The sequence below is a fragment of the Variovorax sp. P5_A3 genome (genome assembly GCF_056400665.1).
Genome location: NZ_JBFUKW010000016.1, coordinates 31,598 through 53,531 on the forward strand (window position 1 = coordinate 31,598; position 21,934 = coordinate 53,531).

General features: G+C 66.6%; 15 protein-coding genes. 6 read left to right on the plus strand and 9 right to left on the minus strand.

The window, feature by feature from the left end; translation table 11 throughout:
* Nucleotides 1–30 precede the first annotated feature (30 nt).
* The gene (gene acpA / locus AC1D3B_RS22860) at nucleotides 31–2,229 is read left to right on the plus strand and encodes an acid phosphatase (protein WP_478192963.1); all 2,199 of its coding nucleotides are present in this window, start codon (nucleotides 31–33) and stop codon (nucleotides 2,227–2,229) included.
* 27 nt (nucleotides 2,230–2,256) lie between these two features.
* On the opposite strand, the gene AC1D3B_RS22865 is transcribed toward acpA, so the two are convergent.
* The 3 genes from AC1D3B_RS22865 to AC1D3B_RS22875 all read right to left on the minus strand — a co-directional run bounded on the left by AC1D3B_RS22865 (nucleotide 2,257) and on the right by AC1D3B_RS22875 (nucleotide 9,028).
* A complete protein-coding gene (locus AC1D3B_RS22865) occupies nucleotides 2,257–2,661 on the minus strand; it encodes a PaaI family thioesterase (RefSeq protein WP_478192964.1) in 405 nt (134 codons plus the stop codon).
* Nucleotides 2,662–2,686: 25 nt separating this feature from the next.
* A complete protein-coding gene (locus tag AC1D3B_RS22870) occupies nucleotides 2,687–2,965 on the minus strand; it encodes a DUF2277 domain-containing protein (protein ID WP_478192965.1) in 279 nt (92 codons plus the stop codon).
* Nucleotides 2,966–3,091: 126 nt separating this feature from the next.
* Nucleotides 3,092–9,028, minus strand: coding sequence for an alpha-2-macroglobulin family protein (locus AC1D3B_RS22875; protein ID WP_478192966.1), 5,937 nt, complete (start codon nucleotides 9,026–9,028; stop codon nucleotides 3,092–3,094).
* 129 nt (nucleotides 9,029–9,157) lie between these two features.
* Here AC1D3B_RS22875 and opgC point away from each other — a divergent pair, with 129 nt between their 5' ends.
* Nucleotides 9,158–10,300 carry an OpgC domain-containing protein gene (gene opgC / locus AC1D3B_RS22880; protein WP_478192967.1) on the plus strand — a complete coding sequence of 381 codons (1,143 nt, stop codon included), beginning with the start codon at nucleotides 9,158–9,160 and terminating at the stop codon, nucleotides 10,298–10,300.
* On the opposite strand, the gene AC1D3B_RS22885 is transcribed toward opgC, so the two are convergent.
* A complete protein-coding gene (locus AC1D3B_RS22885) occupies nucleotides 10,277–11,008 on the minus strand; it encodes an SGNH/GDSL hydrolase family protein (protein WP_478192968.1) in 732 nt (243 codons plus the stop codon). The two genes, opgC and AC1D3B_RS22885, sit on opposite strands and share 24 nt — an antisense overlap.
* A gap of 158 nt (nucleotides 11,009–11,166) precedes the next feature.
* Between AC1D3B_RS22885 and AC1D3B_RS22890 the strand changes: the two genes are divergently transcribed.
* Complete coding sequence (locus tag AC1D3B_RS22890) at nucleotides 11,167–12,465, plus strand: hypothetical protein (protein ID WP_478192969.1); 1,299 nt, start codon at nucleotides 11,167–11,169, stop codon at nucleotides 12,463–12,465.
* A gap of 14 nt (nucleotides 12,466–12,479) precedes the next feature.
* On the opposite strand, the gene AC1D3B_RS22895 is transcribed toward AC1D3B_RS22890, so the two are convergent.
* From AC1D3B_RS22895 to argH, 5 genes are all read right to left on the minus strand, one after another.
* Nucleotides 12,480–13,946: a rhomboid family intramembrane serine protease gene (locus AC1D3B_RS22895; RefSeq protein ID WP_478192970.1), complete on the minus strand. Its 1,467-nt coding sequence runs from the start codon at nucleotides 13,944–13,946 to the stop codon at nucleotides 12,480–12,482.
* Nucleotides 13,947–13,965: 19 nt separating this feature from the next.
* Nucleotides 13,966–15,339 (minus strand): UDP-glucose dehydrogenase family protein, encoded by a 1,374-nt coding sequence (locus AC1D3B_RS22900; RefSeq protein ID WP_478192971.1) that lies wholly within the window; start codon nucleotides 15,337–15,339, stop codon nucleotides 13,966–13,968.
* 4 nt (nucleotides 15,340–15,343) lie between these two features.
* Nucleotides 15,344–16,315, minus strand: coding sequence for a UDP-glucuronic acid decarboxylase family protein (locus tag AC1D3B_RS22905; RefSeq protein WP_478192972.1), 972 nt, complete (start codon nucleotides 16,313–16,315; stop codon nucleotides 15,344–15,346).
* A gap of 34 nt (nucleotides 16,316–16,349) precedes the next feature.
* Nucleotides 16,350–17,186, minus strand: a complete 837-nt coding sequence (locus tag AC1D3B_RS22910) for a glycosyltransferase family 2 protein (protein WP_478192973.1) — start codon at nucleotides 17,184–17,186, stop codon at nucleotides 16,350–16,352.
* A 220-nt stretch (nucleotides 17,187–17,406) separates the two neighbouring features.
* Entirely contained in the window at nucleotides 17,407–18,804 is a 1,398-nt protein-coding gene (gene argH, locus AC1D3B_RS22915) for an argininosuccinate lyase (RefSeq protein WP_478192974.1), read from the minus strand.
* A gap of 49 nt (nucleotides 18,805–18,853) precedes the next feature.
* Between argH and AC1D3B_RS22920 the strand changes: the two genes are divergently transcribed.
* Genes AC1D3B_RS22920 through AC1D3B_RS22930 form a run of 3 tightly spaced genes read left to right on the plus strand, consistent with a single transcriptional unit; the run spans nucleotide 18,854 to nucleotide 21,848 of the window.
* Nucleotides 18,854–19,939, plus strand: a complete 1,086-nt coding sequence (locus tag AC1D3B_RS22920; protein ID WP_478192975.1) for a sensor histidine kinase — start codon at nucleotides 18,854–18,856, stop codon at nucleotides 19,937–19,939.
* The gene (locus AC1D3B_RS22925; protein WP_478192976.1) at nucleotides 19,936–20,685 is read left to right on the plus strand and encodes a LytR/AlgR family response regulator transcription factor; all 750 of its coding nucleotides are present in this window, start codon (nucleotides 19,936–19,938) and stop codon (nucleotides 20,683–20,685) included. Before AC1D3B_RS22920 ends, AC1D3B_RS22925 begins: the two co-directional genes overlap by 4 nt.
* Nucleotides 20,682–21,848: an AI-2E family transporter gene (locus tag AC1D3B_RS22930; protein ID WP_478192977.1), complete on the plus strand. Its 1,167-nt coding sequence runs from the start codon at nucleotides 20,682–20,684 to the stop codon at nucleotides 21,846–21,848. Before AC1D3B_RS22925 ends, AC1D3B_RS22930 begins: the two co-directional genes overlap by 4 nt.
* Nucleotides 21,849–21,934: the final 86 nt, after the last annotated feature.

A 21,934-nucleotide genomic window follows, 5' to 3' on the forward strand; every position in this document is an offset into this window, starting at 1 on the left:
GATCCGGGCTCATCGACACCTGATAACACCATGATGAAACTCTCTGGAACATCTCGCGCCGCATTGGCGCGATGGCTGCGCAACCCGACGGTTCGCCGCTCTCCCTGGCCCATTTCGATCGTGACCGCCGCCGTCGTCGCAGCCTGCGGCGGCAGCGACGGATCGGGCTTTACCCCGGTGCCCAGCGCGGCCACCACGTCCGGCGTGGTCACCGGCAGCTACTACCGCAACGCCAAGGTCTGCATCGACGCCAACAACAATGGCCGTTGCGACAGCAGCGAAGCCAGCGCGACGACCGACAATAACGGCGCCTTCACGGTAACCGGCCAAGGCGCTGTCGTGGCCGAGATCGGCACGTCGAGCAAGCGCTTCGACCCGGCCACCAGCGCCGAAAGTGCCGTGACGCAGCCGATCGTGTTCCGCGCTCCATCCGGCGCGAACGGCGTGGTCAGCGCCATCAGCACCGAACTCGCCGCGATGATGGACGACAACGGCGGCGACCTTGCGGCCGCGCGCGCCGCCCTCGCCAAGCGCCTGGGCGTGACCGAGGCGCAGTTGATGGGCGACCACAACAAGATCGACGACCGGGGCGTCAGGGCGCTCCTGCAGGCCGAGATCGACGAGGCCATCGAGCGAATCGCCGAAGCCGTTGCCGAGGCGAGTTCGGGCGGCGATGTCATCCAGGCGCTCCGCAACCGCCTCGCGCTCGACAAGATCCAGAACGTCGTCGTCATCTACGCCGAGAACCGCGGCTTCGACAATCTCTACGGGCTCTTCCCCGGCGCCAACGGCATTCCGGGCGTCAACGCGAAGTCGTCCCCGGGCAACCCCGAACCGCAGAAGGACTTCGACGGCTCCGCCTTGCCCGTGCTGCCTCCGGTGTGGGGCGGCGTGACCGCGGCGGGCCAGCCTGTCACGATCACGCAGGCGCAGACCGTCGGCATGCCGAACAGGATGTTCCGCATCGACGATCCGGCGGGCTTCTTCAACACCGGCATCGTGATCGGCCAGTCGACCATCACGCGCGACCTTGTGCATCGGTTCTACAACAACCAGATGCAGATCAACGGCGGCAAGAACGACAAGTTCGCTGCCTACTCCGACGCGGGCGCCCTGAGCATGGGCTACTTCGACGGCAGCCAGATGAAGATGTGGAAGATCGCCCAGCAGTACACACTGGCCGACAACTTCTACATGGGCGCCTTCGGCGGGTCGTTCCTGAACCACCAATACCTGGTTTGCGCCTGCGCGCCGACCTACCCGAACGCCGATGCCGCCACCTCCCCGGCCAAGGCCTCGATCTCGGCCATCGACGTGGATGCCGATGGCAACTTCGTCCGGCTGACGCCTGCGGCCACCTCGCCTGCCACGGTGCTCAACGGCGCGGCTGTCTACAAGAACGACAGCACGCTCACCCCGAAGGATGCCAGCGGCATGTTCTATGCCGTCAATACGATGCAGCCGGCCTATCAGCCCAGCGGCAACGCGCCCGCTGCCAGCGACACGACGGGCAAGCTGGCCGATCCCACCAAGGCCACGACGCTGCCGCCGCAGACCACCAAGACCATCGGAGACCTGCTCACCGCCAAGGGCCTGAGCTGGGCCTGGTACGCAGGCGCATGGAACGCCGCCAGCAGCGATCGCAGCGTGATCTACAACAACACGGTGCCCAACTTCCAGGCGCACCATCATCCGTTCAATTACTACGCCGCCTTCGATCCGGTGGCGCATCCCGATGCGCGCGCCGCGCACCTGAAGGACTTCGACAGCGACTTCCTGGCGGACGCAGCCGCCGGCAAGCTGCCTGCGGTGGCTTTCTACAAGCCGCAGGGCAACCTGAACCAGCACAACGGCTATGCCAACGTGACCGACGGCGATGCACACATCGCCGACCTGATCGCCAAGCTGCAGGCCAGCCCGCAATGGAAGAACATGCTGATCGTCGTCACGTACGACGAAAACGGCGGCTTCTACGACCACGCCACCGTGCCGAAGGGCGACCGCTGGGGCCCCGGCACGCGAATTCCGGCGCTGATCATCTCGCCGTTCGCCAAGAAGGGCTTCGTCGACAGCACGCAGTACGACACGGCATCCACCTTGCGCTTCATCACGCACCGCTGGTCGCTGCCGCCGCTGCCGGGCCTGGTCGAACGCGACGTTGCGCTGCTGAAGAACGGCGCCAAGCCAATGGGCGACCTGACGAGTGCGCTCGACTTCAACAGCAAGTAGACGCTTGCTCTTGCGGTCGCGGCGCGCCTAGGCGTCGAGGACGAGCTGGGTCTGCGTCACGACGGCGCACAGCTTGCCCTCGGCCGACCGGATGGTCGTCTGCCAGACCATCGTGGTACGCCCACGGTGGAGCGCCACGCATTCGCCGGTCACCGTGGTGTCGACGCGCGCGCCGCCGATGAACTTGGTGCTGGAGTCGGTCGTCGTCGTCCGCTTGCCTTGCGGCATGTTGACGACCGTGCCGACGGCGCCCAGCGTGTCGGCGAAGGCCATGTACGCGCCGCCGTGCAGGATGCCGCCGGTGGTGCAGAGGTCCGGACGCACCTTGAGTTCGGCGACGACGCGCTCCGGTTCGAGCGTGACGAGGCGCACGCCCATCAGGCCGGGGAAGACCGGGTCGAGGATTTGCTGGATTTGCTCGATGGTCGGCATGGAGGCTTCCTTTTCGCGCTGCGACTCAGTACCGGGCGTCGCCGAAACGGGCCGCCGTCCGGGCCCGAGCCCGCGCGGCCTCGATCTCGCGATCGCGCGGATCGGCGGTGGTCACCAGCGATTCGATGAGCGCGCGGGCCGCCGCCGTCACGTCCTCGACAGCACGGTCGAAGGCAGCCTCATTGGCTTTGGAGGGGTGGGCGAACCCGCTGAGCTTGCGAACGAACTGCAGTGCCGCAGCGCGCATTTCCTCTTCGGTCGCGGGCGGATCGAAGTTGAACAAGGTCTTGATACTTCTACACATATTTCGCTCACCCCCAGTCTTCGCGCACTTCGTGTCGCTTCGCCAACCCCCTGCCGGGGGCAATACCTGCGGCCCGGCGAAGCCGGTTCCGCGGTATTCCCGGGATCGGGTGGGGCACGTCGCGCGCTATTTGGTTGCTTCGACCTTCATTCTGGCATTGGGCGACTCTCCGAACATCTCTGGTGCGTATAGCGCCTCTACCCGGCTCGGTGGAAGGGCGAAGTCGCCGACGTTGTTCAGCCGCAGGGTGTATTCCATTTTCACGACGCCCTTGGGCAAGTACTCGTAGTAGCTGCGGAAGGCCTCGAAGCTGCGTTCCTCGAACGCGGGCCAGCCGGCGCCCGATCGCTTTTCGCCCTGCGTCGCGATCTGCGAGTCACGGCCGAGGCCGCCGCCGAGGATGGTCGCGCCGCCGGGGATCGGGTCGGTGATGGCGACCCAGGTCATGTCGGCGCTGGCGTTCACCTCCAGGCTCACGCGCAGGATGTCGCCGCGCGTGTAGATGCCCTTCACCGTCTGTTCGATGGGTGTGATGGTCTTCGTGATCGCGTAGCCCGCTGCGAAGGGCGCCTTGAGTTGGACCGCCGCGACCGATTGCAGCGTGAGCCAGGGCTTGCCGGAACCGGTTTGCGTGACGAGCAGCGTGTCGTGTGCCGCGGGCGGCTCTGGCCACGGGATGAACATCGTGTTGTTGCGCAGGTTGCCCGGCGATGCCGGTGCGCCGAAGGCGCTCACCTGGTTGGGTGCGCCTGAGGCGTCGCTGGTCTTGATTCGCTCCACCGTGCTCCAGTCGACCTGCGCCTTGGTCGCGCCGAGGCTCGCTGAGGTGATGCCGGTGACTGGCGCGCTCTCGAAGCGTTTCGAGAACTTTTCCAGCGCGAGCCCGCCCCACAGGTTGGCAGTGGTGGTGTGCCATGCGCCGTTCTGCTGGCGGCCGATGAAGCCGTTGGCGAGTCTGCCGATGTCGTCCTTCCACGCGGGATCGTTCATGACCGCGAGCAGCAGGCGGGCGGTGTTGACATCGCCGTTGGTCATCAGCCACCACCAGTGGTCGTCCTGCTCGGTGCTGAAGATCACCTTGGTGCCCTGGTAGCTCAGCCGCGCCTTCAGCACGTTGTTGGCTTCGTCGATGCGTTGCTGGCGTTGGGGCACGTCCTGCACGCGTCGGAGGATGTTGAGCCAGTCGATCACCGCGCTGGTCGGCCACTGGTTGGGCGCGATGGTGATGCTGCCGGTCATGCGGCCCTGGGCCTTGCCGTAGCGCGACAGCGCTTCGAGCGCGGCGAGCTTGCGCACATCGAGGTCCTTGCGGGGACTCCAGAACTCGCGCTGGATCCGGCCTTCGACGAAAGCCGCCAGTCCCTGTGCCATCGGGGCGACGGCCGATTCCGGCAACGCGAAGGCCGGATCGAGCGCGGCGGCTTCGTGCGTCGCGGCGAGCACATAGGACGTCAGGATGTCGCTGCCACGGTTGGACTCGCCGTCGCGCGGCGGGAAGTAGCTGGCCAGGCCGTCGCTGTCGAGATAGCTCGGCAACTGTGCAACCACCGCCTGCCAGGCCTTGCCGTCGCGCAGGCCGATGGACTTGCTGGCCTTCTGCTCCAGGCAGATGTAGGGGTAGGCGGTAAACCAGTCGCGCACGCCGGTGAGGCCTTCGGAGAGCCTGGGCTGCAACGAAAGCCGCAGGCCGCCGCGGCCGGGCAGCGCGTCGGCGGGCAGTCCCACATCGAGCGTGAAGGGGCCGTCGAGCTGCACCAGCGTTGCCTGCTGCACCGTGAGCGGCACGGCGGGCACGATGCGCTGTCGCACTTTCAGTGCGTCGCTTGCGCCGGACAGCGTGTCCTTCGCTTCGATCTCCCACAGGATGGCTTCGGCGCGCGTCTGCGCGAGCTGCGCCGGCGCGGTCACGGTCCACGCGAGTTCGCGGGCTTCCCCTGCCGGGATGTCGATCGACTGCGGCTCCAGCGTGAGCAGCGTGGCGCGCGGCGTCGCTTCGACCTTCATGGCCTGCTGCGTCGTGTTGCGCAGCGTGATCTGCGCGCGGAACTGGTCGTCCTCGCGCACCAGCGGCGGCAGGCCGCTGATGATCTGCAGGTCCTGCGTGGCCTGGATCGATGTCTGGCCAGTGCCGAACAGGCCGGTGCCGGCGTCGGCCACGGCGACGATCCGGAAGGTGGTGAGCGCATCGTTGAGCGGTACGGTCACCGTGGCCTGGCCGTTGGCATCGAGCACCACGGCGGGCCTCCACAGCAGCAGGGTGTCGAGCAGCTCGCGGGTTGCGCTCTTGCCGCCACCGCCGCCCGCCGGCACGGCCTTGCGGCCATAGTGCCGGCGTCCGACGATTTCCATCTGTGCGGTGGAGGTGCTCACGCCCCAGCTCCGCCGTTGCAGCATCGCGTCGAGCAGGTCCCAGCTGTCGTTGGGCATCAGCTCCAGCAATGCCTGGTCGACCGCCGCGACCGCCACTTCTGCGCCGGCCGCTGGCTTGCCATCGGGCAGCCGGCCGGTGATGGTGACCTGCGCCTGCCCGCGCACGGGGTAGCTGGTCTTGTCGCTCGTCACCTTCACATCGATGCGGTGCGCCTGCGTGCCGACGCGGATCTCGGCGAGTCCGAGGCGATAGGCGGGCTTGCTCAGGTCGACCAGCGCGGTGGGCGCGACGTACTCCTTGCCCTCGTACCAGAAGGCCGTCCACCATTCGCGCGGCGCCTTGAAGCCCCAGGTGAAGAAGCTGTACCACGGCACTTCGCGCAATCGGCCGCGCAACGCGAGCACGCTCACGTAGACATTCGGCCCCCAGTCCGGCTTGACGACCAGGCTCACGGTCGGGTCCTGTCCGTTGAGCTGCACCACGTGCGTCTCGATCACGCCCTCGCGTTCCACCGACACCAGCGCGGTCGCGAAGCGGAAGGGGCTGCGCACCTGGAACTTGGCGACCTCGCCGGGCTGGTAGCTCTTCTTCTCGGGCAGCACATCGATGCGGTCATGGTCCTCGCCGCCGAACCAGAGCTCGCCTTGGCGCGTGACATAGACCGAGCTGGCCGCGCGGCTGTCGCGGCCGTCCTTGTCGGTGGCGCTCGCGATGAGTTCGACCTGCCCCGGCTCCTTCAGCTCGACCTCGCACAGCAGCAGCCCGCGCGCATCGCTCTTGCCGGTGCAGATGGTGCCGATCTCCTTGACGTCGGTCTTGTTGTCGTAGGTGTAGAAGCCGCCCACCATGCGCTTGCGGCTGGTGGTGGTGATGCGCGCGATGGCGCGCACGTTGAGCGTCACGCCTTCCTGCGGCTTGCCGGCCAGGTCGAGCGCCAGCGCCTGGAAGCGGAGCTTCTGACTGGTCGAGACCCAGCCCTCGGTCTTGATGCCGGCGACCACGGCAGCGGGCCAGAGCGTGTGCGTGCTGCGCAGGGTCTGGACTTCGCCGTTGGGATCGGCATACGTCGCCTCCAGCAGCAGCTCGCGCGGCGCGGCTTTCGTCTGCGGGATCTTGTCGATGGTGAGCTTGCCCGCGCCGTTCCTGTCGAGCGTGAGCGGAACCTTGTCGGCGATCACCTTGGCGTCGTCGGCTGTGGACGTTTCGCCGGTGTCGGACGCACCCTCCTTGCTGGGCGGCGAGAAGCTGAAGGCATCGAAGTCCGCGAACGCCAGTGGCTTGCCGCGCACCATGGCCGACACGTGCACTGGCAGTTGGGCCGCGCCGCCGCCCGACACGTAGTTGATCTGCACGTCGACCGGCAGCGAAGTCACCGCCACCAGCGGCCGCTTGTCGCTCGGCGCGATGCGGCCTTCGAGCACCGGCAGGCGGAACTCCTCCACGCGGAACTGGCCGGTGCTGTAGCTGCGCTGGTCGCCTTCGCTACCGCTGCGCAACTCGACCTGGTAGACGCCGAGCTTGGCGGCCGGCGGGATCGCGAAGGTGTTCTCGGCGCTGCGGCCGCCGGTGGCGGTCTTGCGCCACTGGACCGGCTGCGTGAACTGCTGGCCGCTGCCGACGTGGGTCACGACCAGTGTGTCAGGAGAGGTTTCGGGCAGTCCGAAGCCCTTGCTGGTCTGCGTGCGGATCAGGTGCTTCATCGACACCGTTTCGCCGGCGCGGAACAGCGTGCGATCGAACACGGTGTGCGCGAGCTGGTCGGGTTGCGGGTCCATGCTGGTCGGCACGTTGAAGCGCCAGGGCTCGATGCCGCGCTGCCAGTCGCTCCAGGTGAAGGCCAGGTCGTCGACGCCCGCCTCGTCCTTCGCGCGGGCGCTGACGAACCAGGCGTCGGTGCTGTAGTCGTCCTCGCCGTTGCAGCTGGGCGAATTCGGCGAAAGGCCGGGGAAGTGCACGATGCCGCGGCTGTCGGTGGTGCCGCTGGCCACTTCCTTCCCGTCGCAGCCGGACGCGCGCACGGTGGCATCCGGAACCACCTTGCCCTTGTCCAGCGTCGTCACCCAGGCCACGGAGTTCTCGCGGCCGAGCTTGAAGTGCACCGCAAGATTGGTCGCGAGCGCTGTGGTGCGCACGTACATCGTGCGACCGTTGCCGTAGCGCTCGTCGAGCAGGGCATCGCCGAGCTTCTGCGATGCGATCTCAAGCACATGGAAGCCCGGCGTGAGCGGAATGCCGATCACCTCGAAGGGACGCGGGTCCGTGCCGTCGGACTTGGGCATGTCCAGCGCTTTCACTCCGCCCTGCCCGTTGAGCAGCGACACCATGCGCGTCTGGATGTCGTCGGCGTCTTCCTTGTCGATCACCTTCGGCAGCGCGCCCTTCACGTCTCGCGCGGCCTGCTTGCGCGTGATCGTGTAGTTGCTGTCGTAGCGGCGTACCTTGCGGAACCACGCGATGATCTCCGCGTCGGTCCTCGGGTTCATGTCGCTCACCCGGCCCGGCGTGAGCGCCTGGACCTGCAGTGCGGGCTCGACCCTTCGCACGGTGACGGGCATCATCGCCACGCCATCCGGCTCCGCCAGCCGCTCGATCACACCGAAGGGCGATGCGGCGAACTTCGCGAGCGGCGGCATCGCGCCGGTCGCGACCTTCATCGGAAAGCTGTCCGGCGATGCGAGCGCGCGGCCGGAGGCATCCTCGAATTTCGGCGGCAGTTCGATCGTGAACTGCGCCTGTTCGGCAAACGGCGGCGGGAAGCTCACCGACTCCACGATCGCATCGGCGTCGTTGGCGACGTTCTCGTCGAACCGGGGCTTGACGGTCTTTCCGCTGCCCTTGAGCGTGATCTCGCCGGCGAGCCTGCGCGCGACCGGTGCGTTGAACTGCAGCACCATCGGCCGCAGCGGCAGGCATGCGGCCTGCGCGTTCTCGCGCTCGCAGGTGAACGAGATGGCAAAGGGCTCGCGCACTTCGAAGTTGAGCCGCCGTTCGACGGTGTTGACGACCCCTGAAGGCGTGGCCACGCCCTTGCCATAGACCAACTGCACGCGGCTGCCCGGTGTCAGCGTGCGATTGCATTGCAGGGTGACGAAGCGCAAGGGCTCTTTCTCGGCTTCCTTGTCGCGACCGAAGGCCTTGAGCAGGGCCGCGCGCTGCTCGCCGTCGACCCGCCGGACCGGAATGCGCTCGCCGATGTCGCCGGCCGCGCACCAGACGTTGTCCTGAATGCTCTGGAGGGTGGCTGCGCCGTTGAGTTCGAGCATGAACAACTGCTGCTCGTCGATCTTTCCGTAGCTCGGCTGCCAGCTGCGAATGAAGGGGCCGCCGCTGTTGAACTGGTAGCGCTCCGGGCCGGTGAGGGCGGAGCCCGAGGGCGACTTGAAGCCGGCGACGCGCGTGGCCGTGCAGCGCACGCCGGGCGGCAGGTCGTTCTCGAAGTCGAACACCCATTGCTTCTCGCCGGTCCAGCGGCCGGTGCCTTTCGTGGCCTGCGCGTCCGTACAACTCAGTGCCAGCGGGGCGGGCGCCTTGGGGTCTCCGAAGTTGACGGCCGGCTGGTCGAACCTGGCAACGACCTGGCGGATGCGCGCCACTTCACCCTGCGGCGTCAGGCTGGTGATCTGCAGGGCATGGCTGTGCCCGGCCAGGAATGCGGTGGCGGCCAGCAGAAGACTCGTGATCGATCGACTCAAACGGTATCCCTCCTCTCGGGGAGCGTAGCCGATTTGGCCCTGTGCAAAGGGTGTCCCAAGGGCCGTTCCTTACAATTCGAGGCTCGTCGTGCGGGTGTCGCGCGGACCGCCTCACTGATCACGCCGCTGATGAAACGCTACTGGGAAATCGATGCATTGCGCGGGCTCATGCTCGTGCTGATGACCATCACCCACCTTCCCACCCGCCTGACCGACCCACTGGGGCAGCCCTTCGGCTTTGTTTCGGCGGCCGAGGGCTTCGTGCTGCTGTCGGCCTTCGTGGCGGGGTTGGTCTACAGCCGCATCAGCTACAGCCGCGGCGTGGACGCGATGCGCCAGGCGTTCTGGCGGCGCGCCCTCAAGGTGTACCTGAGCCAGGCGGCGACGCTGCTCTTCCTGTTCACCATCATCACGGCGCTGAGCGTGCGGATCGACCAGCCGGCGGTGAAGAACCTGCTGTCCTTCTACCTGGCGAATCCGCGCGAGGGCTTCATCTATTCGCTGCTGCTGGTGTACGAGCCCGCGCTGCTCGACATCCTGCCGATGTACATCTTCTTCATGCTGATGAGCCCGTGGGTGCTGGCCTATGCGCTGCGCCACGGATGGACCGGCGTGATGGTGGCGAGCGCGGCGGTCTGGGCGCTGGCCCAGTTCGGGCTGAGCGAATGGCTCTATGAATTCGCGGTTCGCCACTTCGGCCTGCCGGTGCCGTTCCACGAAATGGGCGCGTTCAACGCTTTCGCTTGGCAGTTCCTGTGGTTCGCGGGCATGTGGATGGGCGCGAGCCGCAATGCGCCCGATGCGCAGCCCTTCCGCTTTCCGAAGTGGCTGGTGGCGGTGGCGGGTGCAGCGGCGCTGTACGGCTTTTATTGGCGCCACCATGGCATCAACGGCCAGGCGCCTTTCGGTGGGGACGTGGAGCTCAACCTGCTCTTCGACAAGTGGCAACTGGGCCCGCTGCGCATCGTGAATCTCGTCGTGCTCGGCATCGTGGCGATCCGGTTCGGTCCGGACTTCATGCGCCGCATACCCCGCCTGCACTGGCTGGAGGCCATGGGGCGGGCTTCGCTGCCGGTATTCTGTGCGCACCTCGTGGCGGTGTTGACGGTGCTCGCTGTCTTCGGCGACAGCCAGACCGCCAGGCCCTGGTGGGGCGATGTGCTGCTGCTGGGTGTGGTGTTCTCGGGGCTCTACGGCGTGGCGCGCGCCGTGCAGTGGTGGGACGAGCGGGGGCAGCCCCCCGCGACGCTAGCGGAGCCCCTGCGCGACTGAGGCGTTCCGCGCCGTCGGGTCCGGAAGGTGCTGCGCGATCACCGACTGCCAGAGCCGGTAGCCTTCGTCGTTCATGTGAAGCTGGTCGCCTCGAAACAGCTCCCCGCGTGGCCGGCCATCGGCGCCCATCATCGGTGTGAAGACATCGATGTACTCGCTGTTGGGCAGGCGGTTCAGGTAGGCCGCGATCACGTTGTTGGTCTCGCGAATCTGCGGGATGAGCTTCTCGCGCGAGGGGCTGGGCTTGACCGAGATGTAGGCGATGCGCGTGTCCGGCAGTTCAGCCCGCACGGTGTTGGTGAAATTCGCGAAGCTCTCCAGGATCTGCAGCGGCGTGCGGCCTTCGGCGAGGTCGTTGTCGCCTGCATACACCAGCACCAGCCGGGGCTTGTACCGCACCACCAGCTCGTGTGCGAACAGGCTGCATTCGGCCATGGTCGAGCCGCCGAAGCCGCGGTTGATGACCACCGGCTGCTGCCGGAAATCCTGCGCGATGTTGGACCACATCCGGATGGTGGAACTGCCGACGAACAGCACGCCGTCGGCGGCGGGCAGGCCGGCCTTGTCGGCGTTCGCGAAGGCGCTGATTTCGCCCTGCCAGCGGCTCTGGGCAGCGGCGGTACCCGGGACGGATTGAGCCTGCGATGCCAGCGTTGCGAACAACGCGAGCGATAGAGCGACAAGGCGAACAGCTTTCATCGACACCATGGAATCCAAACGTCCTTCGACCTGAGTACGTTGGCAAGTTCCAGCCGACGTGTCGCGGAATGGTAACGGGTCGTCGTGAGGCCCTGCCGTCCGGGGCAGTCATTGGCCGGATGGCAACGTTCTGAAACATATACTGGATTTCCCTCTCTGGAGCGTCCATGCACGAGCAAAGCGGCCCTGCACCCCGACCGTTCTGGCACCGCCTGAACACCTTCTTCGCGTTCCCGTTCCAGTGGGAGCCGTTGGCGTATGCGGTGGTGCTGTCGCTGTGCGCCTTGCTGTTTCACGTGTTGATCATCCTGCCGCAGGCCTTGGCCATCCTTCTCGTGGAGCTCGGCATCGTGCTGGCTGCCACGCGCTATGGATTCAAGGTGATGGCGCTCGGCTCGCGCGGCATCGTGCGTGCGAGCGACTTCCCGCGGACGCTGGACGACGAGTGGACGAACCTGCCCTGGAAGCTGTTCGCGCTGGTGCTCGTGCAAGGCTTTGCCGTTGGCTTCCTGGCCGCGATGAATCCGGCGCTGGGCCAGATCGCGCTGTTCGTCGTGTCGTTTACGTTGCCGGCCACCACGATGGTGCTGGTGCAGTCGGGCAGCCTCTTCCAGGCACTGAACCCTGCACTGGTGTGGGAGACGATGCGCGCGGTCGGCTGGCCCTATGCGCTGCTGTGCGTGTTTCTCTTCCTGCTGAATACCGGCGCGCAGATCGCGATGGTCATGGTGCTGCCGTTGATGAAAGGCTGGCTGGCGCTGCCGGTCTTCAATTTCGTGATGATCTATTTCGGCTGGGTCATGGCCAGCCTGCTCGGCTACGTGATGTACCAGAACCATGCCGCACTCGGGATCGAGCTGCTGCCGGGCGCGGGCGACGACGACCGCCAGATCGACACGCGCACGCCGGCGCAGATCGCCCAGCAGCAGACCGACGCGCTGGTCGCGCAGATGGTGACCGACGGCGACACGGTCGGCGCACTCGCGCTCGCCTACGAGGCGCAGCGCACGCAGCCTGACGACCTGGCGGCCCAGCGCCGCTACCACCGCATGCTGCTGCTGGCGCCCGACAAAAAGGCGACGCTGCTGGACCACGCCCGCAGGCTGATCGACATGCTGGTGCGTCGCGATCTCCAGTCCGAAGCGCTCAAGGTCTACAAGGACTGCCGCGAGAAGGACGCAGGCTTCTCCATCGACGACCCGGCCGTGACGATGGCGCTCAGCCGTGTCGAATGGCGCAATGGCGATGCGCGCGCGGCGCTCGCGCTGCTGTCCGGATTCGACAAGCGCTTTCGGGGGCACGCGTTGATTCCGCAGGCCTACGAGCTGGCGGCGCGTGTGTTGGTGCAGGGGCTGAACCGGCGCGACATGGCGCAGCCGATCCTCGCCACGCTCGAAGCTCGCTACCCCGACAGCGAGCAGACCTCGGAAGTGCGCTGGTTGCTGCGCGAAGTCCCTCAGGCCTGAACCCGGCCCGTCGGTCAGCCCTTCTGCAGCGTGCGCGTCACCATGTCCTGCGGCGCGAGGCGCAACAACTCCGGAAGCCAGCCCATGGCCTGTTCGCGGCGGCCTGCCTGCAGCAGGCCATTGGCGCACAGGGAAAGGGTGTCGGCCAGTTCAGGATGGTCGGGTGCGGTCTTCAGCAGCGCCTGGCAAAGCCGCTCCGCGTCGCCGAACTGCCGCGCCCGCGTGAAGCGCCGCGCAAGCCGTGCCATGTCGTCCGGCTTGAGTCGCGCACCGGGCTTCGCATGGTCGAGGTAGGTCTTGTAGCTCGTGTACTGCAGCTCCAGCGTGGCCGGATCGTTGGGCTTCAGCCTGAAGATGCGGTGCGCTGCGCGGTGGAAGTCCTCGCCCGACGGCCAGAGCCTCGCGGTGTTGAACCACGCACGGAGGGTGTCAGCGTCATCGGGCCGTAACCTGGCCGCCGCGCGCCACTCGGCGCAGGCGGATTCGAACTTCATGTCGGCTGCGAGACGGCGCGCCGATGCGACGTGCTGGTCGAAGGGATCAGGTGCTGCGACGGGGGCCGTAGCGGGCAACAGGAGTTGCCGCCAGCGCATCGTCCCGGCCATGAGCAGCGCGCCCGTCAGCAGCCCGCCCAGGTGGGCCATGTACGCAATGCCCTGGCCGCCGACGAAGTGCTGCAGCAGCTCGTTGGCGATCCAGGCCGGCAGCAGGATCAGCGCGGGCGCCGTGACGTAGTTGAAATAGAAGAACAGCTGGTAGAAGAAGCGGATGCGCCGCAGCCGGTACATCACCGCGTACATGCCCATCAGCGCAGAGACTGCGCCGGAAGCGCCCAGCCCGTAGCCGCCGTTTCCCGCGTAGGCCCAGGCGGCCAGTGCCGACGCTCCCACTGCCCCGAGCAGGTAGAAGCCGAGGTAGAGGCCGCGCCCCAGTGCGAGTTCGACCGAAAAGCCGAACAGGAACAGGAAGAGCATGTTGCCCAGCAAGTGGCCCGTGTTCCCGTGCAGGAAGGCGGAAGTGACCCAGGTCCACGGCTTGAAGTCGGCGCCCTGGTTGTGGTCCTGCGCCCAGCGCTCCGTGAACGGCGCCGGCAGCATGGCCTCGTAGTCGCGGCGCTCGCTCTTCCATTGGGCATAGCTTGGGTTGCCGGGCGTCACGACCGCATCGGCGTGCAGCTTCTGGAGGAAGGCCTTGTCGCGCTGCAGGCCTTCGAGCAGGTTCTCGACGTCGCCGCGTGCCAGCAGCCGCTTCGCGGTCTTGGCGTGCGGCGAGCCGGTTTCCTCGAGCCAGGCGACGAAAGCCGGCAACTCCAGCCGGGGCAACTCGCTTTGCGTGTAGAAATGCGCTGCGCGCTGCTCCGCTTTTTCCTCGGCGCGCTGCGGACCCCAGAACACGAGCATGTTCACGAGGATGAGCAGCACGGTCATCCATGGCGGATTGCGCCAGGTCGGCCGGCTCTCGAGCGGGATCGCGTAGAACAAGTCGCTTCGGGCCCGCCGCTCAGAGGCTGTTGCGCCCGATGCCCTGGTAGACGATGCCGGCTTCCTTCATCGTGGTCGGCTCGTACAGATTGCGGCCGTCGAAGATGACGGGCGCTTTCATCATTGCCTTGAGGCGCTCGAGGTTGGGGCTGCGATAGGCCTTCCACTCGGTCACGATGATGAGCGCGTCGGCGCCGTCGAGCGCCTGCATCGGGTCCTTGGCCGGGACGAAGCTGATGCTTTCGAGCAGCGAGGGTGCATCGGCGAAGTCCAGCTCCAGCACGCGCCGCGTCTCGTCGACCGCGATCGGATCGTGCGCCACCACGCGCGCACCGGCGCGCAGCAGCACGTCAATCACCACGCGGCTGGGTGCCTCGCGCATGTCGTCGGTGTTCGGCTTGAAGGCCAGCCCCCAGAGGGCGAAGGTGCGGTCGCTCAGGTCATTGCCGAAGCGGGCGAGCACCTTGTTGGTCAGCACCTGTTTCTGCTCGTCATTGACCGCTTCGACCGATTCGAGCACGCGCAAGGCCTGTCCGTGTTCGCGCGCGGTGCGCGTCAGGGCCTGGATGTCCTTGGGGAAGCAACTGCCGCCATAGCCTGTGCCGGCATAGAGAAAGCTGTAGCCGATGCGCGGATCGGAGCCGATGCCCTGGCGCACGGCCTCGATGTCGGCGCCCACGCGGTCGGCGAGATTGGCCAGTTCGTTCATGAAGCTGATGCGGGTGGCGAGCATCGCGTTGGCCGCGTACTTCGTGAACTCCGCGGAGCGCACGTCCATCACACGCGTGCGCTCGTGGTTGCGGTTGAAAGGCGCGTAGAGCCGGCGCATCCAGCCCAGCGCCTCGCGGCCGTTGTCGTCGCTGGTATGGCCGATGACGATGCGGTCGGGCCGCATGAAATCCTCGACGGCCGCGCCTTCCTTCAGGAACTCGGGATTGCTGACGACCGAGAAGCGCAGGTCGGAGCGCCCACGCTTGTCCAGTTCTTCCTGGATCGCGGCCGTGACGCGGTCGGCGGTGCCCACGGGCACCGTGGATTTGTCGACCACGACCTTGAAGCCGTTCATGTAGCGCCCGATGCTGCGGGCCGCGGCCAGCACGTACTGCAGATCGGCGCTGCCGTCTTCGTCGGGCGGAGTGCCCACGGCGATGAACTGCACGTCGCCGTGCGCGACGGAGGCCTCGACGTCGGTGGAAAACGAGAGCCGCCCTGCCGCGGCATTCGATTCGACCAGATCGCCGAGGCCCGGTTCGTAGATCGGGATGCCGCCTGCATTGAGCGTCGCGATCTTGCGCGCATCGACGTCCAGACAGAACACGTGGTTGCCGATGTCCGCCAGGCAGGCGCCGGTGACGAGGCCGACGTAGCCGGTTCCGATGATCGAGATGTTCATGAGATCAGGTTGCCTTGGGTTCCGAAAGGATCTGGTCGAAGTATGCGATGGTCTTCGTCAGGCCTTCCTCCAGTTGGGTGCGCGGCGCCCAGCCACCGAGCTCCTTCTGCGCGAGCGAGATGTCGGGACGGCGTTGCTTGGGGTCGTCGGCGGGCAAGGGCATGCGCACCAGCTTGCTCTTGGAGCCTGTCAGTTCGATGACCTTGTTGGCCAGCTCCAGCATCGAGAACTCGCCCGGGTTGCCGATGTTGACCGGGCCCGGGACCTCGTCGCCGGTGTTCATCATGCGCATCATCGCTTCGAGGAGATCGTCCACGTAGCAGAAGCTGCGCGTCTGCTGGCCATCGCCGTAGATCGTGATGTCCTCGCCCTTGAGCGCCTGCACGATGAAGTTCGACACCACGCGGCCGTCGTTCATGTGCATGCGCGGCCCGTAGGTATTGAAGATGCGCACGACCTTGATGCGCAGCTTGTGCTGGCGGTGGTAGTCGAAGAACAGCGTCTCGGCGCAGCGCTTGCCTTCGTCGTAGCAACTGCGGATGCCGATCGGGTTCACGCGGCCCCAGTAGGCCTCGACCTGCGGATGGATCTCGGGGTCGCCGTAGACCTCGCTGGTCGACGCCTGCAGGATCTTGGCGCGCACCCGCTTGGCGAGCCCGAGCATGTTGATGGCGCCGTGCACGCTGGTCTTGGTGGTCTGCACCGGGTCGTGCTGGTAGTGGATCGGCGAGGCGGGGCAGGCGAGATTGAAGATCTCGTCCACCTCGATGTAGAGCGGGAAGGTCACGTCGTGCCGCATCAGCTCGAAGCGCGGGTGATCGAGCAGGTGCTCGACATTGCGCTTGGTGCCGGTGAAGAAGTTGTCGACACACAGGACGTCGTGCCCCTGTTCGATGAGCCGGTCGCAGAGATGGCTGCCCAGGAAACCGGCGCCGCCGGTGACGAGCATCCGCTTGGAAGCGTTGTATTGCCGCATGCGCGTGATCACTCCGTAAAAAAGGGTCAATCGGTCAGGGTCGCTGGGACCGCTGTTCGTACATCTTCGCGTCGACCAGCATACGAAACCACAGGGCCTGGAAGAAGGCAAAGTAAAAGCCGGTCTTGCCGTCCAGGAAGCCCAGGCGGAAGACGTAGCGGTAGACGAAGTAGCTGAGCGAGCGGATGCCCGTGGGCAGCTTGTAGTAGAGCTCCTTGATGAAGCGCGTGCGCTCGCGGGCGTCGCCCATCAGGCGCGGCTGCAGCACGTTGCTGCCGGCCACGCGGGGGTTGAGCTTTTCCTTCGCCTCGGCGTCGCTCCAGCGGTTGTGGCTCGCGATCCAGTCGCTGAGGCGGGCCGAATTCTTGTCATGCATGAAGCCATTGAGCCGTCCCGGCTTCGCGGTGCTGATGAAGTGCTGGTCGTACAGCCGCGCTTCGCAGTGCCCCAGGCCCGAACGGAAGAGCCTCAGGTGCCAGGGATTCACGCCGCTGAAGCGCAGCATCTTGCCCATGAAATAGTCGCGGCGACGGATCAGGTAGGCGTCGAATTCCGGCGTGCCCGAGAGCACGGCGTTGATCTCGCCCACCGAACGGTCGTCTAGCACCTCGTCGGCGTCCAGGTGGATCTGCCAGGCGTACGAACCCTCGATCTGGGCGATGGCCCAGTTGCGTTGGTCGCTGTAGTTGGAGAAGGGGCGCTGCACAACGGTGCATCCCATTTCTTCAAGGATCGCGGGCGTGCCGTCGGACGAATGGGAGTCGACCACGTAGACGTGGGGACTCACCTTCTTCGCCTGCGCGACCGTTTCCCGAATGATCGAGGCGGAATTGAAGGTCAGGATGACGACGACGCAGCGAGGTAGTTCCATGAGATTGGGGCGCTCGAATTGCGGATCGGGCGGCGGGGTTGCCACTTTCCCAAGCGCGAAGCGTGCCAAACTTTAGCACTACATTCTTACGTTTTGGAACACATCCGACGGCCGGCCAGCCCTCACCCAACGGCCTATGACCTTGGGTTGCTACTGTTGTGATAGCAGGAAAGCCAATGCCAGTCAGGCATTGTTCGTGTTTCGGGTAAACCCGAGGGCTTCAGGCCAGCCGTTCGCGGTGTCGCGCGATCTGTTGCCGGACCTGCGCCGGGGCCGTGCCGCCCAGGATGTTCCGCGCCGTCAGCGATCCGCGCAGGCTCAGGACCCCGTAGACGTCCTTCTCGATCTTCGGATGGAAGGTCTGCAGCACGGCCAGCGGCAGTTCGGACAGATCCACCTTGTGCGAGATCGCTGCCTTGACCGCGTGCGCCACCGTTTCGTGCGCGTCGCGGAAGGGCAGACCCTTCTTCACGAGGTAGTCGGCCAGGTCGGTGGCGGTCGCGTAGCCGCGCAGGGCGGCGTTTTCCATCGCCTCGGGCTTGACGGTGATGCCGCCCACCATTTCCGCGAAGATGCGCAGGGTGTCCTTGAGCGTGTCGACGGTGTCGAACAGCGGCTCCTTGTCTTCCTGGTTGTCCTTGTTGTAGGCCAGCGGCTGGCCCTTCATGAGCGTGATCAGCGCCATCAGGTGGCCGACCACGCGGCCGGTCTTGCCGCGGGCGAGTTCGGGCACGTCCGGGTTCTTCTTCTGCGGCATGATCGAACTGCCGGTGCAGAAGCGGTCCGCGATGTCGATGAAGCCGAAGGACTGGCTCATCCACAGCACCAGTTCCTCGCTCAGGCGGCTGATGTGCACCATCGCGAGCGAAGCCGCTGCGGTGAATTCGATCGCGAAGTCGCGGTCACTGACGGCGTCCAGGCTGTTCTGGCAGACCTCGTCCATGCCGAGCGCGCGCGCCACCGCTTCGCGGTCCAGCGGGTAGCTGGTGCCGGCCAGCGCCGCGGCGCCGAGCGGCAGCCGGTTCACGCGCTTGCGCACATCGGCCATGCGTTCGGCGTCGCGCGCGAACATCTCGACGTAGGCCAGCATGTGGTGCCCGAAGCTCACGGGCTGGGCCACCTGCAGGTGCGTGAAGCCGGGCAGGATCACCTCGACGTTCCGGTCGGCGATCTCGATCAGCGACTTCTGCAGGTCGACCAGCAGGCCGCCGATCAGGTCGATCTCGCCGCGCAGCCAGAGCCGCACATCGGTCGCCACCTGGTCGTTGCGGCTGCGGCCGGTGTGCAAGCGCTTGCCCGCATCGCCCACCAGTTGCGTGAGACGGGCCTCGATGTTCAGGTGCACGTCTTCGAGGTCGAGCTTCCACTCGAAGGCGCCCGATTCGATTTCCTCGCGAATCTGCTTCATCCCGCGCTGGATATCGGCGTGGTCCTGCGCGGCGATGATGCCCTGCGCCGCCAACATACCGGCATGCGCCAGCGAACCCTCGATGTCAGCCTGCCACAGACGTTTGTCGAAGAAGACGCTCGCGGTGTAGCGCTTCACCAGGTCGCTCATCGGTTCGGAGAACAGGGCGGACCAGGCTTCGGATTTCTTGTCGAGTTGGTTTTGGGTCATGGGGGCCGTTCGGGAGGCAATAATGGGTTTGTCACCCAATGTTTCTGTGATGCGCAACCCGTCGATTTTATCGGCCACCCCTTCGTCGTCCGCGACGACCCCTGCGGCGTCCTCGCAGGCTCGGACGCGGCCGCCCGCGCGGGGTGGCGTTGTGTTGTTCGATGCCTGCCAGATCGGGGTGGTGCTGCGCGCTGTGCTATTCGTCGAAGTGGTTGTGGCCGTCAGCGCCCTGTTCCTGGCGGCGACCTTTTCGGAATGGCTGCTGTTGACCGCGACGGTCACCGGCGGCGCCTTGCCTGCGACCCTGCTCTGGCTGCTGGTCGCATGTGCGCTCAAGAAGTTGCTTGGCCGACTGCCCCTCCAGGCGCAGTACGCGGTGGGTGCCGTGCTCGGCGCGCTGTCCGGCCTGTACGGTTGCGGATTGCTTCGCCTGACGGGCGTGGTCGGCAGTGCGCCCTGGCTGGGGAGTGCCCTGGCCGGCGCGTTGTTCGCGGGCCTGATGATGGCGGCGCTGGTCCTGCGCGCGCGCGGGCAAACGCCGGCGGCGACCACTGCGCGACTCGAGGAATTGCAGTCGCGCATCCGACCCCACTTTCTCTTCAACACCCTCAACAGCGCGATCGCACTGGTGCGCGAGGAACCGGCCAAGGCCGAGGCCATGCTGGAAGACCTGAGTGAATTGTTCCGGCAGGCGCTGGCGGACCCGGGCGAGTCGGTCACGCTCGCGGACGAGATCGCGCTGGCCCAGCGCTATCTCGCCATCGAGCAGGTCCGTTTCGGCGACCGCCTCCGGATCCGCTGGGACATCGACCCCGACGCCAACACGGCCCGTCTCCCTCCGCTGCTGCTGCAGCCGCTGGTCGAGAACGCCGTCAAGCACGGCGTGGAGCCGAGCCCCGAGGGCGCCAAGCTGCGCATCCGCACGGAACGCCGCGGCAGCATGGTGCTGATCGAGGTGATCAACAGCCTGCCGCCCTTGCGCTGGGCCGACCAGCCCCTGCCGAGAGGACACGGCATAGCGCTGGACAACGTCCGCGACCGGCTCCGACTGTTGCACGACATGCAGGCGCAATTCAGCGCCGGCATGGACCAGAAGAGCTATCGCGTCCGCATCGCCATTCCCGCAGACACATGACCCCACTCCGTACCCTGATCGTCGATGACGAAGCGCTGGCGCGTTCGCGCCTTCGGTCGCTCCTGGCCGATTGCCGTTCGCCCGCCGCCGAGGTCGTCGCCGAGGCGGCGCACGGCGAAGGCGCGCTGAACCAACTCGCCAGCACCCACTTCGACCTCGTGCTCCTGGACGTCCATATGCCCGGCATCGACGGTGTCGAGCTGGCGCGCAAGCTGCACGGCCGGCCGGGCGCGCCGGCGGTCGTGTTCGTCACGGCCTTCGCCGCGCATGCGGTCACGGCCTTCGAACTGGAGGCGGTCGATTACCTGACCAAGCCGGTGCGGGCCGAACGCCTGCAGCAGGCGCTGCAGAAGGTCGAGCGCCACCTCAAGGACCGGCGGCCGGCCGCAGCGCAGGGGCCGCAGGATGTCCTCGTCATCCAGGACCGTGGCCGCACCGAGCGCGTGCCTGTGCACGAGGTGCTTTACCTGAAGTCCGAGTTCAAGTACCTCACGGTGCGCACGGCGTCGCGCAGCCACATCTTCGACGGCTCGCTGGCCGAACTGGAGGAACGCTTTCCCGCGCGATTCGTGCGCGTGCACCGCAATGCGCTGGTCGCGCGCGCGGCCATCCGTGCGCTCGAGAAGTACGACGACGGCGAAGACGCCGAAGGCTGGGCCTTGCGGCTCGACGGCATTCCGGAACCGATCGTGGTGTCGCGCCGGCAGTTGTCCACGGTCCGCGAACTGCTCAAGGATCCTCGGTGACCGAGGAAAACAAGTCCCTGGTCGAGGAGGTACTGGCCGAGGCCGATGAGTCCGGTCGCGTCCTGCTCCACATGCCGGTCGATGTGCGCAGCGTGTCGCTGGTGGTGCTGGCGGTGCTCGCGAGCGTCTTCGCGCTGCGTTGGGCGGCCGCGGTGTTCATCCCGCTGATGGTGAGCCTGATGCTCACCTACGCGCTCGCGCCGCTGGTCGACCAGCTCGAACGCTGGAAGATCTCGCGCTGGATCGGCGCGGCCGTGATCCTGCTCGGCCTGGGCGGGGCTTTCGGGTGGACCGGCTACTCGCTCTCCGGCAACGCCTCCGAGTTGCTCGATGCGTTGCCTGTCGCGGCGCAAAAGCTGCGTATCGGGATGCGCGGCAACAACCGCCCCGCCGACCCGAGCGCGCTCGACACGGTGCAGAAGGCGGCCGCGCAACTCGAACAGGCCGCCGAGGAGAACTCGGCCAAGGTCGCGGCGCGCAAGGGCGTGGCGCGCGTGATCATCGAGCGTCCCTCCTTCAACGTTCGCGACTACCTGTGGAGCGGTACCGTGGGCCTGATTGCTGCGGTGGGGCAGCTCACGCTGGTGGGCTTCCTCACTTTCTTCGCGCTCGGGTCGGGCGATACGTTCCGCCGCAAGCTGGTCAAGATCACCGGGCCCAGCTTGCAGAAGAAAAAGATCACCGTGCATGTGCTGGACGACATCACGAAGCACATCGAGCGCTATCTGATCGTGCAGATCCTCACCAGTGCACTGGTGGGCGTCGCGACCGGGCTCGCGTTCTGGGCCATCGGGCTGGAGAACGCGGCGGTCTGGGGCATCGTGGCGGCGGTGACCAATCTCATCCCCTACATCGGCTCCGTCATCGTGATGGCGGCGGCGGGGCTGGTCGCGTTCCTGCAGTTCAACGGCATCGAGTTGGCGCTGCTGGTCGGGGGCACGTCGCTGGTGATCCACACGCTCGTGGGCAATCTGCTGGTGCCCGTCCTCACGAGCCGCACGAGCCGGATGAATCCGGTGGCGGTGTTCGTCGGCGTGATCTTCTGGGGATGGCTCTGGGGGATCTGGGGGCTGCTGCTGGGCATTCCGATCATGATGGTGGCGAAGGCCATCTGCGATCACGTCGAGGACCTGCAACCTATCGGCGAACTCCTCGGGGAGTAGCGCTCGCCCCCAGGCTTGCCCACTTCGTGTGGCCGCCTACCCCCGGCCGGGGGCAATACCGGCAGACCGGCGGAGCCGGATCTGCG

Bases quoted from the DNA above. Each gene is read 5' to 3' on its own strand.
- acpA (WP_478192963.1), top strand. From the start codon at position 31: ATGATGAAACTCTCTGGAACATCTCGCGCCGCATTGGCGCGATGGCTG.
- AC1D3B_RS22865 (WP_478192964.1), bottom strand. From the start codon at position 2,661: ATGCCGACCATCGAGCAAATCCAGCAAATCCTCGACCCGGTCTTCCCC.
- AC1D3B_RS22870 (WP_478192965.1), bottom strand. From the start codon at position 2,965: ATGTGTAGAAGTATCAAGACCTTGTTCAACTTCGATCCGCCCGCGACC.
- opgC (WP_478192967.1), top strand. From the start codon at position 9,158: ATGAAACGCTACTGGGAAATCGATGCATTGCGCGGGCTCATGCTCGTG.
- AC1D3B_RS22885 (WP_478192968.1), bottom strand. From the start codon at position 11,008: ATGGTGTCGATGAAAGCTGTTCGCCTTGTCGCTCTATCGCTCGCGTTG.
- AC1D3B_RS22890 (WP_478192969.1), top strand. From the start codon at position 11,167: ATGCACGAGCAAAGCGGCCCTGCACCCCGACCGTTCTGGCACCGCCTG.
- AC1D3B_RS22900 (WP_478192971.1), bottom strand. From the start codon at position 15,339: ATGAACATCTCGATCATCGGAACCGGCTACGTCGGCCTCGTCACCGGC.
- AC1D3B_RS22905 (WP_478192972.1), bottom strand. From the start codon at position 16,315: ATGCGGCAATACAACGCTTCCAAGCGGATGCTCGTCACCGGCGGCGCC.
- AC1D3B_RS22910 (WP_478192973.1), bottom strand. From the start codon at position 17,186: ATGGAACTACCTCGCTGCGTCGTCGTCATCCTGACCTTCAATTCCGCC.
- argH (WP_478192974.1), bottom strand. From the start codon at position 18,804: ATGACCCAAAACCAACTCGACAAGAAATCCGAAGCCTGGTCCGCCCTG.
- AC1D3B_RS22920 (WP_478192975.1), top strand. From the start codon at position 18,854: ATGCGCAACCCGTCGATTTTATCGGCCACCCCTTCGTCGTCCGCGACG.
- AC1D3B_RS22925 (WP_478192976.1), top strand. From the start codon at position 19,936: ATGACCCCACTCCGTACCCTGATCGTCGATGACGAAGCGCTGGCGCGT.